Origin of the sequence: Lautropia mirabilis (assembly GCF_900637555.1) — a bacterium.
Taxonomy (GTDB): Bacteria; Pseudomonadota; Gammaproteobacteria; order Burkholderiales; family Burkholderiaceae_E; genus Lautropia; species Lautropia mirabilis.
This window is the reverse complement of sequence record NZ_LR134378.1, coordinates 2171257-2185083: the sequence shown is the minus strand read 5'-3', so window position 1 is coordinate 2185083 and position 13827 is coordinate 2171257. Positions and strand designations below refer to the sequence as shown.

Here is a 13827-nt window from a genome sequence, read left to right as displayed (position 1 = left end):
AAACCCGTTCAGGCCCGGGTGCCGTTGCTGTCGATGCTCTGCAGAGAGGACGTGGGCAGTTCAAGCGCTGCCTTGTGCTCGCGGGTGATGGAGATCTGACGGGTGGCGGGCTGCTGCTCGCGCATGCGCTGCTGCTCGACCAGATCCTGCAGGCTGACCGAATCCAGGTAGTCGATCATCCGCTTGTTGAGCGAGGTCCAGAGCTCATGTGTCATGCAGGGGCCGTCCTCGAAGCAGTCCTGCTTGCCGCCGCACTGCGTGGCATCCAGCGGCTCGTCCACCGCAAAGATGATGGACGAGACGTTGATGTCCTGGCTGGGACGGGCCAGAGAATAACCACCCCCAGGGCCCCGGGTGCTTTCGACCAGCTGATGGCGGCGCAGCTTGCCGAAGAGCTGTTCGAGATAGGACAGGGAAATCTTCTGCCGCTGGCTGATGCCCGCCAGCGTGACCGGCCCATTGTGCTCGCGCAGGGCCAGGTCGATCATGGCGGTCACGGCAAAGCGGCCCTTGGTGGTCAACCTCATGACAACACTCCGATGTCAGGAATCCGAGTACGGAGTATACCTGATTACCCGAGTTTATTAGTCGAGAAAGTGTGAACCGAATAATTCAAGGCGTGAATAGCAGAAGATAGGCGCGGAAGGTCATGCGTTATCCGAATGATGACCCGTCCGGACGAATGATACCCCAAACCCGGCACTCATTCCGTCCGGACAGCTGGTATGGCGCCTTCAGGCGGCCGCCACCTGCGTGGCGCGACGCCGCACGATCTCCAGCAGGCCCGAACAGGCGTCCTCGACATAGTCCAGCGCCTGCTCGAAGGCCTGGCTGCCGCCCTGGTAGGGATCGGGCACGGTGGCCGATTCGTGGTCACCGGCAAAGCGCATCAGCATCTGCAGCTTGTGATGGAAGCGCTTGGGTGCCTGATTCTGCAGCAGGCTCAGGTTCTCCCAGTCCATCACCAGGATCATGTCGTAGTTCTCGAAGTCTTCCATCGTGATCTGGCGGGCGCGCAGATCGGCAATGTCATAGCCGCGCCGCGACATGGCCATCTGGGCACGCGGATCAGCCGGCTCGCCCTGATGGAAGGCATGGGTCCCGGCCGAGCCGACGCCGACCACCGATTCCAGCCCTGCCTGACGGACCTGATGGCGAAACACCCCATGCGCCATCGGCGACCGACAGATGTTGCCCATACAGACGAACAGCACTCGAGTGGCCATCGCCATGGCCAGTGGTTCTCTCTTTCCCATTTTGACTACCTGATATCTATCTGGATGAAATGTTGGTGTTCTGGTCGCTATTCAAGGCCCGGCCTCGCGGCCGACACCGGGATTCCTGATGTTTCCGCGGGCGGGCATCGTCCGGAAGCCCGGATCATGAGGGTTGGCCTCCGGAGCCGAACAGCAGTTGCTTGAGGGCCGCCAGCTCGTCGCGTACCTGGGCGGCCTTCTCGAAATCGAGGTTGCGGGCATAGGTGGCCATCTGCTTTTCCAGCCGGCGGATCTCGCGCGAGACCTGGGCCTCGTTGCGGGTGTCGATGCCCTGCAGCTTCTCGGCCGTGCGCTCGAGCAGGGCATCGTCCACGCCACCGAGGCCATGGCCGGGCGCGGCGCCCGGGGCAGCCGGCCGCGACTCGGTACCGGAGAGGTCGTAAACACCATCGATGAGCTCGCGCACCTGCTTGACCACGCCACGCGGCACGATGCCGTGCTCGGCATTGAAGTCGAGCTGCTTCTGGCGGCGGCGCGCCGTCTCGTCGATGGCACGCTGCATGGAGCGGGTGATCTGGTCGGCGTACAGGATGGCCTTGCCTTCCAGGTTGCGGGCCGCACGCCCGATGGTCTGGATCAGGCTGCGCTCGGAGCGCAGGAAGCCCTCCTTGTCACCATCCAGGATGGCCACCAGCGACACCTCGGGAATGTCCAGGCCCTCGCGCAGCAGGTTGATGCCCACCAGCACGTCGAAGACGCCCAGGCGCAGGTCACGGATGATCTCGACGCGCTCGACCGTGTCGATGTCGGAATGCAGGTAGCGCACCCGCACCTGGTGATCGGCCAGGAAGTCGGTGAGATCCTCGGCCATGCGCTTGGTGAGCGTGGTGACCAGCACCCGATGCCCCCGGGCCACCCGGGCCGTGATCTCGGAGAGCACGTCGTCGACCTGGGTGGTGGCCGGCCGTACCTCCACCTCGGGGTCGACCAGGCCAGTGGGACGCACCACCTGCTCGACCACCTGGCCGGCGTGGGTGGCCTCATAGTCGGACGGCGTGGCCGAGACGAAGATGCACTGGCGCACCTTCGACTCGAATTCCTCGAAGGTGAGCGGCCGGTTGTCCAGCGCCGAAGGCAGCCGGAAGCCGTACTGCACCAGCGTGTCCTTGCGGGCGCGGTCGCCACGATACATGCCGCCCAGCTGGCCGATGGTGACGTGGCTCTCGTCGATGAACATCAGCGCATCGGGCGGCAGGTAATCGATGAGCGTGGGCGGCGGCTCGCCAGGCCGTGCACCCGACAGGTGCCGCGAGTAGTTCTCGATGCCCTTGCAGAAGCCCAGCTCCTGCAGCATCTCCAGATCGAAGAGCGTGCGCTGCTCCAGGCGCTGCGCCTCGACGAGCTTGCCCTCAGCGTGGAAGAACGCCAGCCGGTCCTTCAGCTCGGCCTTGATGGTGTCGAGTGCGCGCACGATGGTGGCGCGCGGCGTGACGTAGTGCGAGGCCGCATAGACGACGAAGCGCGGGATCTGCTGGCGGATGCGCCCGGTGAGCGGGTCGAAGAGCTGCAGCATCTCCACCTCGTCGTCGAACATCTCGACGCGCAGCGCCAGCTCGGCGTTCTCGGACGGGAACACGTCGATGGTGTCGCCGCGCACACGGAAGGTGCCGCGCGCGAAGTCGGTGTCGTTGCGCTTGTACTGCATGGCCACCAGCTGCTTGAGCAGGTCGCGCTGTGCGAGACGATCACCCTTGCGCAGCACCAGTCGCATCTCGAAATAGTCGGCCGGGTTGCCGATACCGTAGATGCACGAGACGCTGCCGACGATGACGGTGTCACGCCGCTCCAGCAGCGACTTGGTGGCCGACAGGCGCAACTGCTCGATGTGCTCGTTGATGGCGGAATCCTTCTCGATGAAGAGATCACGCTGGGGCACATAGGCTTCCGGCTGATAGTAGTCGTAGTACGAGACGAAGTACTCGACGGCATTTTCCGGAAAGAAGTCGCGCATCTCGGCGTAGAGCTGCGCCGCCAGGGTCTTGTTGGGTGCCAGCACCAGCGCCGGCCGCCCCAGCCGGGCGATGACGTTGGCCATGGTGTAGGTCTTGCCCGAGCCCGTCACGCCCAGCAGCGTCTGGAACGAAAGGCCGTCCTCCACGCCCTCGACCAGCGCGTCGATGGCGCCGGGCTGATCGCCTGCCGGCGGAAAGGGCTGATGCAACCGGTAGGGACTGCCAGGATAGGTGACGACCCGCGGACCGGGCGCAGCGGGTGCGGCCGATGACGCAGGCGCCTTTTCAGCCGCCTTGCGCTTGCCTGCCCTGCCCTGTGCTTGACCGGTCTCTGACAACATGCCTTCCGTCCGTCCTGTGCCATCCGGGCCATGCCCGGAACGCCTTTCCTTCGCCGTTCGTGCCCTGCTTTCCTGCAACGCCGTCGCTATCGCTGGCGCTGACCAGGCCAGGGACCCAGAAGTGTATGGAAATGTAAGCGCATCCTTGCATCCTTTGACAGGCTGGACGCGACATGCGTCATGCTGCCCTGCAGCATGACATCCGGCCGCCCCGAAAGCCGCGCGCAAGCGGGCTTTGGGCCTGGCCATGCACGTGCCGGGCATGGCTGTCAAAAGACGCAAGTCGGGCATTATGGACCGCTCATCGGGAAAAAAAAAGACTTTTCGGCAGTAACCGACAGTTGCCTTGCGTGACCTTTCCGGGGGCTCCGTGTCGGTGCAATCAGGCCTGAAAAACGCCCTTCGACGCGCAGGAAGATGCGTCGCAACACAGGCACTTCATCGGATTTCTCAAGTCATGAAGCCAGCCTGATCGTAAACAATTGCAACACACCTTTCCGTACACCGTGATCCGGCATGGAGGCATCACGCGTGAGCCATGCGCCGTCGCCGACCATGGCGATAGAATCGACAACATCGGCCGGGCACGCCGGCCCGGCTGGACGTCGGCACCCCGGGCCATTTGCGCAGGCGCATCCCCGGTCCGGCGTCCGTTCGCCCCAACCCTTTCCGGCCGCGGCGTCCCGGTGCCGGAAAGCCATCCAGGAGTGCCGCGCCGTGGCCAGTTCGCTGTTTTCCTCCGTCCCCCTCGCTCCCCGGGATCCCATCCTGGGCGTGACCGAAGCCTTCAATGCCGACACCCGACCCACCAAGGTCAACCTGGGCGTGGGCGTCTATTACGACGAGAACGGCAAGCTGCCGCTGCTGGACTGCGTGCGCCAGGCCGAAGACCAACTCAATGCCACCCATGCCCCCCGGGGCTACCTGCCCATCGACGGCATCCCCGCCTATGACCAGGCCGTGCAGAAGCTGCTGCTGGGCAAGGACTCGCCCGTCATCGCCGACAAGCGTGCCATCACCGCACAGGCCCTGGGCGGCACTGGCGGCCTGAAGATCGGCGCCGACCTGCTGCGTCGCTTCAGCCCCGAGGGCACCACCGTCTACATCAGCGATCCCAGCTGGGAAAACCACCGCGCCATCTTCGAGGCGGCCGGTTTCAAGGTGGAGACCTACCCTTACTATGATGCCGCCACCCACGGCGTGAACTTCCAGGGCATGCTGGACTGCATCAAGGCAGCCCGCCCGGGCTCGGTGTTCGTGCTGCATGCCTGCTGCCACAACCCCACCGGCGTGGACCTGGATGGCGCCCAGTGGGATCAGGTGCTGGCCGCGCTGCAATCGGCCGGCCAGGTGCCCTTCCTGGACATTGCCTATCAGGGCTTCGGTGACGGCATCGAGGAAGATGGCGCCGTCGTGCGCAAGTTCGCCGCCTCGTCCATCACCTTCCTGGTCTCCAGCTCGTTCTCCAAGTCGTTCTCCATGTACGGCGAGCGTGTGGGCGCCCTGACCGTCGTGCTGCCCAGCGCCGACGAGGCCACCCGGGTCCAGAGCCAGCTCAAGCGCGTCATCCGCTCCAACTACTCCAATCCGCCCACGCACGGCGCCCAGGTGGTCCAGCGCGTGCTCAACGACGAAGCCCTGCGCCAGGGCTGGGAAGCCGAGCTGGGTGCGATGCGCGTGCGCATCAAGGCCATGCGCAAGGCGCTGGTCGCCGGGCTGGCCGCAGCCGGCATCCAGCGTGACTTCTCCTTCATCGAGAAGCAGCGCGGCATGTTCTCGTACTCGGGTCTGACGGCCCCGCAGGTGGAGGCCCTCAAGGCCGACCACGGTATCTACGCCGTCAGCAGCGGCCGCATCTGCGTGGCTGCCCTCAACCAGAAGAACATCGAGCATGTGGCCAAGGCCATCGCCCAGGTCCTGAAGCAAGGCGCCTGATCGTTCCCGGTTGTCCAGTCCTTCACGCCGGAACGTGTTTTTTTGCAACTGTCGCGTGAAGGACTTGCTTTTTTCAAAAACCCACCTATAATCACGTCTTCACTTCCCCGATAGCTCAGTCGGTAGAGCGACGGACTGTTAATCCGCAGGTCCCTGGTTCGAGCCCAGGTCGGGGAGCCAGATTCAAGGCGTTGTCATCAAGAGATGACAACGCCTTTTTCGTTTCTGGTGCCATCAAGTACAACGGGGGGTATCCCACGCTGCGCCGACATGTTCGCAAGGCCCCTGTGCATCCGGTCTCTCGTGGGCCAGCAAAGGCCATCAGAGCGTGCCGTCGCCAGGATTCCACATGCCCTCTCCTGCATGCCTGAAGAAATCATGACCAGCTGTGGCTTGGCTGCCAGTCATGGGGAATTTTCGTAACATCAGGATATCGCCACCCATGAAGCAGGAGACCCTCTCATGTCGCATCCCCGCGCCGGCAAACCGGCTCTGCCCGAAGACCTGATCGACGTGGCCAGCCTGGTCACCGCCTACTACACCCGCAAGCCCGATCCTGCCGTGGTGGAACAGCAGGTGGCCTTCGGCACATCCGGCCACCGCGGCACCAGCTTCAAGACCTCCTTCAACGAGGATCACATCCTCGCCACCACGCAGGCCATCTGCGACTATCGCCAGGCCCAGGGCTTTGACGGCCCGCTCTTCATCGGCCGCGACACCCACGGCCTGTCGGAACCGGCCTGGGCCAGTGCCCTGGAAGTGCTGGTGGCCAATGGTGTGGACGTGTGTGTCGATGCCGCCGACCGCTACACCCCCACCCCGGCCGTCTCGCATGCCATTCTCACCGCCAACCGGGGCAAGATCGGTGGCGTGAACGATCTGCCGGCCCACAAGGGTCTGGCCGACGGCATCGTGGTCACCCCGTCGCACAACCCGCCCACCGACGGCGGCTTCAAGTACAACCCGCCGCATGGCGGCCCGGCCGACACCGATGCCACCAAGTGGATCGCCGCACGCGCCAACGAATACATCAAGGCCGGCCTGAAAGGCGTCAAGCGCGTGCCCTTCGAGCGCGCCCGCAAGCAGGCCCGCCCCTATGACTACCTGGGCACCTACGTGAACGACCTGCCCAACGTGCTGGACCTGGACGCCATCCGCGGCGCCGGCGTGCGCATCGGCGCCGATCCGCTGGGCGGTGCGTCGGTCGACTACTGGGGCGCCATCGCCGAACGCCACAAGCTGAACCTCACCGTCGTCAACCCGTTGGTGGACCCCACCTGGCGCTTCATGACGTTGGACTGGGACGGCAAGATCCGCATGGACTGCAGCTCGCCCAGCGCCATGGCCAGCCTGGTGGCGCAGAAGGACAAGTACGACATCGCCTCCGGCAATGACGCCGACGCCGACCGGCACGGCATCGTCACACCGGATGCCGGGCTCATGAACCCCAACCACTACCTGGCCGTAGCCATCCAGTACCTGTTTGGCGCCCGCCAGCAGTGGCCCAAGGGCGGCTTCATCGGCAAGACCCTGGTCAGCAGCTCGATGATCGACCGCGTGGCCCAGTCGCTGGGGCGCCGGCTGGTCGAGGTGCCCGTGGGCTTCAAGTGGTTCGTACCGGGTCTCCTGGACGGCAGTGGCCCCTTCGGCGGCGAAGAATCGGCCGGAGCCTCCTTCCTGCGCCACGACGCCACCGTCTGGAGCACCGACAAGGACGGCATCATCCTGGCGCTGCTGGCCTCCGAGATCCTGGCCCGTACCGGCAAGAGCCCCAGCCAGCACTATGCCGAACTCACCGCCCGCTTCGGCAACCCCGCCTATGCGCGCGTCGATGCCCCGGCCAACCGCGAGCAGAAGGCGAAGCTGTCCGCCCTGGCGCCCGAGAACGTCAAGGCTGCCACGCTGGCCGGTGAGCCCATCGTGGCCAAGCTCACCGAAGCCCCGGGCAACGGTGCGAAGATCGGCGGCCTGAAAGTGGTCACCGAGAACGCCTGGTTCGCCGCACGGCCCTCGGGTACCGAGGACGTCTACAAGATCTACGCCGAGTCCTTCAAGGGTCCCGAGCACCTGGCACAGGTGCAGGCCGAAGCCCGCGAAGTCGTGTCTGCCGCCCTGCAGGGCTGAGGAAAGAGCATGAGTCAAGAAGAACTGGTCGTCTACAAGCGCATGCCGGTGTGGCAGCACGACACCGTGCCCGGTGGTTTCCTGAAGAGGCACAACACCAAGGAAGGCACCTGGGCGCAGCTGAAGATCCTCAAGGGCTCGCTGCAGTTCGCGCTGATGGACGAACATGGCAATGTCACCGCCGAAGCGACCTACGACACCGAGCACCAGCCGCCGCGCATCGAGCCGCAGGCATGGCACCAGATCGTCTCGATGAGCCCGGACATCCAGTGCCAGCTGGACTTCCTGTGCCGCCCGGCCGACTACTTCACCAAGAAGTACGACATGACCGCCACCCATTCCGAAGTGGTGGAGGCTGCCGAACAGGTGCCGGTGGGCCGGGCGCTGGACATCGGCTGCGGCGGCGGCCGCAATGCCCTGTATCTCGCCCGGCGCGGCTTTGCCGTGGACGCCTGGGACTGGAACGGCGGCAGTCTGGCCAACCTGCAGCACATCGCCGACGCCGAGGGACTCAAGGACATCCGCCTCGCCGAGGTGGATCTGAACCAGGTGGAATCCCTGGAATTCGACGGTCCCTACCAGTTCATCCTGTCCACCGTGGTGCTGATGTTCCTTCATCCGGCCGTCATCGTGCCGCTGATGACCCGCATGCAGCAGGAGACCGCTCCCGGCGGCTACAACCTGATCGTCAGCGTCATGGACAGTGACGACTATCCGTGCCGGGTTCCCTTCCCGTTCCGCTTCCAGTCCGGCGAGCTGAAAGCCTTCTACGCCGACGCCGGCTGGGAAGTGCTGAAGTACAACGAGAACCCCGGCAAGCTGCACCGCACCGACGAGAACGGCAACCGCATCGAGATGCGCTTTGCCACCTTGCTGGCGCGCAAGCCGGACTGACGATTCTCCGGAACACCTCCCGCCCCCCGGAAGGGGATGGCGGATCTCCAGGGCCCGGGCGGTGCAAGCCGCTCGGGCCCTGCCTTCTTCAGACGAGCAGGCCGCCCACCAGCACGGCACACAACAGGGCCTGCAGTCGTGCCGTGTCCTTGAGCTGCTGGTTCAGCGCCCGGCCCTCGCGCTGCCCGAAGCGGCGTATCAGCATGATGGCCATCGGCACCAGCAGCAGCGGCACGACGCCCAGCCAGGGTTTCCCCAGGGCCATCGTCAACGGCAGCAGGATGGCGAAGGGCAGCAGCAGAAACACCGCATACAGCTGCTGTGCCCGCTGCCGACCCAGCAGGCAGGCCAGCGTGGTGCGCCCGGCCCGCCGGTCCTGCAACAGATCGCGCGTGTTGTTGACCAGCAGCACCGCCGCCGCGTACAGGCCAGGCACCACCCCGAAGACCAGCGCCAGCACCGAGAAGCGCCCTGTCTGCAGGAAGCAGCTGCCTGCCACCGCCACCAGCCCGAAAAAGAGCAGCACGCAGGACTCCCCCCACGGCGTGTGCGACAGCGGCCTGGGCCCGGCCGAATACAGCCAGCCCGCCAGCAGCGAGGCCAGCCCGATGAGCAGGATCACCCCGCCGTTCCACCAGGTCAGCAACAGGCCACCGGCCAGCGCCAGCGCGAAGCACAGCCTTGCTGCCCGCCGCACCTCTGCCACCGAGGCAAGCCCGCTGCCCACCAGCCGCACCGGTCCCAGCCGATCGGCACCGTCGGCGCCCCGTGCCCCGTCTCCGGCATCGTTGAACAGGTTGGTTCCGGCCTGGATGCACAGCACGCAGAACGCCGCCACCAGGAACGACGCCGGATCGAAGGAGCCTCCCAGGCGTACCCCCAGCGCCGTGCCCAGCAGTACGGGTACCAGAGACAGGCCCAGCGTGGGTGGACGGACCCCCAGCCACCAGCGGCGCCAGCCCGAGGGCGGATCAGTCGTATTCATCGTCAAGAGGTCCTCGGGTTCGTTGTGCTGTCCAGGGCCTGCCACAGCGCCTGCTGGCTGGCCGGAGTGCGCACCCCCAGCCGCACCCAACCGGGCAGCCCGAAAGAACCGGCATCACGCAGCTTGATCCCCCGCGTTCTCAGTCCTGCCAGCCAGCCCGGCAGCTCAGGCAGCGGCACCGGTGGTCGGGCACAGCAGAAGCTGGCCAAGCTGGGCATCAGCTGCCAGCCCCGCTGCAGCAGCCCGGCCTCCAGCGTCGCCTTCCAGCCTTGCAGCGTCTTGCGGCTCTCGGCCAGCCATTGCTGCACACCGGGCTCCATCCAGGCCTCCAGCATCGCCTGCCCATGCCCCCCCAGGGGCCACGACGGTGCCAGCCGCGCCAGACGCACGGCAAGATCAGGCAAGCCCCGCACCTCCGGCAGCACCAGATAGGCCCCACGCACCCCCGTCAGCCCCAGTGCCTTGTTCGGTGAAAAGAGCCGACACGCACGCGCAGCCAGCACCTTGGGCAAGGCGTCAGCGCCATAGGGCGGCCCGGAGCGAGCGTCCCCATCCAGCCGCAGCGGCGCATAGGCCATGTCCAGCACCACCACATCCTTCGGGGTCAGAGCCCCGACCAGACCTGTCAGCGCAGGCGGCATGTCCCCCTGCGGGCTGGCCGGCCAGGTGACCCAGACAAGCCGCGCTTGCCGTTCGGACGGCCGGGATGGCACGCCCGCGGCGAAGGCCTGCGAGACATGGCTGCGGTCCTCGGCTTCCCAGGCCTCGACCGTCAGCCCCCAGGCCTCGGCGGCACGGCGATAGTCGCCATAGGCATGGCGCGGCACCCAGACGGAAGCCATCTCAGGCAGTACCGCCGCCGTGAGCCGCATGATGAGTTCGCTCGCACTGGCTCCCATGACGATGCGCGCAGGTGTCACGTCATCCCAGCGGGCCAGTTGCGTGCGCAGCGACACATAGGCCGGGTCCGGATAGGTATCAGGCACCAGGCACTGCAGCCGGTGCAGCACAGCCGGACATGGGCCGGCTGCGTTGGCATTGGTGGAGAAATCATGCAGCGGCACGCCGTCTGCGTCAGGTCCCCCGTGGTTGTATGCGCCGCAAATCTCCATGGCAAAAGATTATGCCCTGAATGAGCCGGACACGTCTGCGACGGCAGCCGCCGGAGTCTGACATTCGGGCACGCACGCGCCCAGCACATGGCAGGCCGCCGCATCCCCCGAGCCGCCGCACCGAAGCCGCTCCTGCGGCGGGCGCCATCCGCCAGGTCTCCACGCCCGAAGAACGCAGAAACTCAGCTTCGAAGCGCCTGACTGCTTCGGAAGGCAACCATCATGCCCAAGGCTCCACCAGGGCAACGGCGCCGGCACACAGCGCCACCGCCAGCCAGGCCGCCCGACGGGCTCGGCGCAGCGCCTGCCACGTGTGGGAAGCCTGCGGAGCCAGCGCCTGAGCATTGAGCCGGTAGACCCCCGGCTTGCCCAAACTGACGCCCAGGCGCAGCGCCATGGCTCCCATGGGCCAGCCCCCGTTGGGCGATGGGGTCAGCGCAGCCTGCGCCGGCAGCGCCTGCCAGAGCATTCGACGAGCCCCCAGCATCAGCAGCCCGGCCGTGAGCCGGGCGGGCAGCCAGTTCAGTACATCGTCAGCGCGTGCCGCCCATTTGCCGGCCCATTGCCAGTGACGGCCACCATGCGCGCCCGGATAGCCCCACATCGCATCGGCCGTGTTGGCAAAGCGATAGAGCGCAGCCCCCGGCAGACCCAGCAGCGCAAACCACAACAGCGGCGCCACCAGCGAATCACTCAGGTTCTCAGCCAGCGTCTCGATGGCGGATTCGCGCACACCGGCTTCATCAAGCTGCTGCACATCCCGGCTGACCAGATGCGCCAGCTGTTCCCGCCCGGCCTGCAGCCCCTGCCCCAGCGCCGCTTCCACCTGGGCCACCAGGTCGCGCAACATGGTCCAGGCAAACAGCGGCTTCAGGCACAGCGCCAGCAGCGGCACGGCCAGCCAGACAGGCAACTGTCCCAGCGCCCCCTGCACGCCCCAGGCCAGCGACGTGGTCACGGCAGCACCCAGCAGCCAGGCCAGCGCCCCCAGGCGGAACTGGCGACGGGCATCCTGAACGGTCGTGGTCCCGCCCGTTTCCGACAGACTGAACCGCTCTTTTCCGGCGATTCGGGACGCATTCGCATGCCTGGTCTCCCGCAAAGGTGCCGCATCCACGACGACCGATGGCGCGATCCGCTCGCCCGCCCACTGCAGATACTGCCCCATCCACACCACCGGATGCAGGCGGACGGGCGGCTCCCCGAAAGCCACATCCAGCCCGAAGGCCAGCAGCGGCACGGCGGCAGGTGCCCAGGCAGCAATCTCGATCATGGTGTGCAGGCTTCAGCGAAGCGCCCTCAGCCCTCGCTGCCTTCCTCGGCAGGCGGCTTGCGACGCGATTTCGAGACCTCGGGTTGCGGCAGCGGCTCAGCCAGTTTCTGCCGAATATAGTCAGCCGGCAAACGATAGTGCTCCGCCAGAGCCTCTGCGGTTTCCCCGCCAGCGTGCGCCGCATGCAGCGCATGCAGCCAGCCGTCCAGCCCGGTGGACAGCGAACGGCCCGAGCGCTCGCCCCCCTTCAGACCGTGGTCGCCCGTCACGTCGTACTTGTTGGCATAACCGCGTGGCGTGATCATCAGGCCATGGCGCATGAAGGTGTTGCTGTTGCCGATCAGGACCGTGGACAGCATGCCGATGTCGGCCTCGGCCATCTTTGCCAGCGTGGTAAGCACGATGTTCTGGCGACGGCGGTAAGCACTCTTGACGATGGCCACCGGTGTTTCCGGATCACGATACCGCAGGAAAAGCTGCTGCGCCTCGACGATCTGCCGGGTACGCCGCCCGCTCTTGGGGTTGTAGAGTGCCACCACGAAGTCCGCCGCTGCCGCCGCATCCAGACGACGGGCAATGGTGGGCCACGGCGTGAGCAGGTCCGAGAGCGAGATCGAGCAGAAATCATGGGTGAGCGGCGCCCCCACCAGGGCGGCACAGCTGTTGATTGCCGAGGCTCCGGGAATGATCTCGACCTCGATGCCGTCACCGACGATGCGCTGCTCGTTGCCCGCCTCGTCGGTCTCGACGGTGACTTCGGGTGGCGTCCAGCCAGCCTGCATCAGCACCTCGAAGGTAGGGCCTCCCATGCCGTAGACACCGGCATCACCCGACGAGATCAGCGCGACCTTCTTGCCCTCGCGAGCCCGGGCCAGCGCCTCGATGGCACGATCCAGCTCCTCGGTCATGCTCTTGCGGATGATTTCCTTGCCATCCAGCAGGTCGGCCACCAGCTTGATGTAGGTCACGTAGCCGATCACCGTGTCGGCCTCGACAATGGCTGCGCGGGCGCGGGCCGTCATGTGTTCGGCGCTGCCCGGGCCAATGCCGACCAGCATGATCTTTCCATGGGACATGAAGGGAATCACTCCAGAATGCTCTGCCGCAGCAGAATGTTGATCGAACGAAGGGGGCCAGAGCGTGTCATGAACGCGCTGGTCCCCGCACACTGGCCCCGGCCCTGTGCCGACCGGGCATACCGCGCAGCCAGGGCCGGCCGCCCTGGCCATCGGGGCAACACGGGCCTGCGGGCATCACGCCTGCTGGCCGTGCACGTTGCCCAGCCATTTTTCATCGAAGGACAGCTGCTGCCATCTGGCGGGTTGCAGTTTGCCCGACTGCAGCCTGCGGCCCAGCAGCACCAGGCTGATGGTCAGCACCGGTTCGAGCACCACCAGCAGCACATAGGAGGCAGCAAACCGGGCCCAGTCGGCCAGCGGTGCGGGATCGGTGCTGATGGACAGCCAGAAGCCCACCATCAGGGTGACGCCCGTGTAGTAGAAGGCATCGAGCGTGACGAGGTTGGTGAGTCTGAGTTTCTGCAGGTGCCGGCCATAGGTGGCATGCACCACCACCAGTGGCACCCCCAGGCTCAGGAAATTCACCGCCAGATGGAGCATGTCCTGCGGCTCGAAAAAGAATGCCTGCAGGAACAGCCCCAGCATGAAACCGAACAGCGTGGGAATGTACCCAAACAGCAGATAGATGGGAATGGCCCCCACCAGATGAAGTTCCGACGGGCCGACCGGCAGGTGCCAGAGCTGCATCAGAATCGAGAAGAATACGGCGGCCAGTGCGGTGCGCAGCCAGTTGGCGGGGTTGGTCAGCAACGGTTTGGCGTGGACGGCCAGCAGGCCGGTGGCGGCCACGGCGGCCATCACCAGTTTGTCCTGTGGCAGGATGCCGATTTCGATATGCATGCTTCTTCCTCCTGT

General features: G+C 65.9%; 10 protein-coding genes, 1 tRNA gene and 1 pseudogene. 4 read left to right on the top strand and 8 right to left on the bottom strand.

Annotated features, from left to right (window positions below; genetic code table 11):
• Nucleotides 1-104: 104 nt before the first annotated feature.
• The 3 genes and pseudogenes from iscR to uvrB form a co-directional block, all read right to left on the bottom strand.
• Nucleotides 105-527 (bottom strand): annotated as a pseudogene (gene iscR / locus EL249_RS08930) (Fe-S cluster assembly transcriptional regulator IscR); the annotation flags it as partial.
• A 207-nt stretch (nucleotides 528-734) separates the two neighbouring features.
• Entirely contained in the window at nucleotides 735-1226 is a 492-nt protein-coding gene (locus tag EL249_RS08925) for a low molecular weight protein-tyrosine-phosphatase (RefSeq protein WP_040530911.1), read from the bottom strand.
• 154 nt (nucleotides 1227-1380) lie between these two features.
• Nucleotides 1381-3570 carry an excinuclease ABC subunit UvrB gene (uvrB, locus tag EL249_RS08920; protein ID WP_005673005.1) on the bottom strand — a complete coding sequence of 730 codons (2190 nt, stop codon included), beginning with the start codon at nucleotides 3568-3570 and terminating at the stop codon, nucleotides 1381-1383.
• Between the two features lie 717 nt (nucleotides 3571-4287).
• Here uvrB and EL249_RS08915 point away from each other — a divergent pair.
• The 4 genes from EL249_RS08915 (at nucleotide 4288) to tehB (ending at nucleotide 8523) form a co-directional block, all read left to right on the top strand.
• The gene (locus tag EL249_RS08915) at nucleotides 4288-5505 is read left to right on the top strand and encodes an amino acid aminotransferase (protein WP_005673008.1); all 1218 of its coding nucleotides are present in this window, start codon (nucleotides 4288-4290) and stop codon (nucleotides 5503-5505) included.
• A 104-nt stretch (nucleotides 5506-5609) separates the two neighbouring features.
• Nucleotides 5610-5685: transfer RNA gene (locus EL249_RS08910), tRNA-Asn, on the top strand.
• A 282-nt stretch (nucleotides 5686-5967) separates the two neighbouring features.
• Entirely contained in the window at nucleotides 5968-7629 is a 1662-nt protein-coding gene (pgm, locus tag EL249_RS08905; RefSeq protein WP_005673010.1) for a phosphoglucomutase (alpha-D-glucose-1,6-bisphosphate-dependent), read from the top strand.
• Nucleotides 7630-7638: 9 nt separating this feature from the next.
• Entirely contained in the window at nucleotides 7639-8523 is an 885-nt protein-coding gene (tehB, locus tag EL249_RS08900) for an SAM-dependent methyltransferase TehB (RefSeq protein ID WP_005673011.1), read from the top strand.
• Nucleotides 8524-8611: 88 nt separating this feature from the next.
• On the opposite strand, the gene menA is transcribed toward tehB, so the two are convergent.
• The 5 genes from menA to EL249_RS08875 all read right to left on the bottom strand — a co-directional run bounded on the left by menA (nucleotide 8612) and on the right by EL249_RS08875 (nucleotide 13812).
• A complete protein-coding gene (gene menA, locus EL249_RS08895; RefSeq protein ID WP_005673013.1) occupies nucleotides 8612-9508 on the bottom strand; it encodes a 1,4-dihydroxy-2-naphthoate octaprenyltransferase in 897 nt (298 codons plus the stop codon).
• A gap of 2 nt (nucleotides 9509-9510) precedes the next feature.
• The gene (locus EL249_RS08890; protein ID WP_005673015.1) at nucleotides 9511-10572 is read right to left on the bottom strand and encodes an aminotransferase class I/II-fold pyridoxal phosphate-dependent enzyme; all 1062 of its coding nucleotides are present in this window, start codon (nucleotides 10570-10572) and stop codon (nucleotides 9511-9513) included.
• A 268-nt stretch (nucleotides 10573-10840) separates the two neighbouring features.
• Nucleotides 10841-11893 (bottom strand): CobD/CbiB family cobalamin biosynthesis protein, encoded by a 1053-nt coding sequence (locus EL249_RS08885; protein ID WP_005673017.1) that lies wholly within the window; start codon nucleotides 11891-11893, stop codon nucleotides 10841-10843.
• A gap of 26 nt (nucleotides 11894-11919) precedes the next feature.
• Entirely contained in the window at nucleotides 11920-12969 is a 1050-nt protein-coding gene (cobJ, locus tag EL249_RS08880; protein WP_005673019.1) for a precorrin-3B C(17)-methyltransferase, read from the bottom strand.
• A 177-nt stretch (nucleotides 12970-13146) separates the two neighbouring features.
• On the bottom strand, nucleotides 13147-13812 hold the full coding sequence (locus EL249_RS08875) for an energy-coupling factor ABC transporter permease (protein WP_005673021.1): 666 nt from the start codon (nucleotides 13810-13812) through the stop codon (nucleotides 13147-13149).
• Nucleotides 13813-13827: the final 15 nt, after the last annotated feature.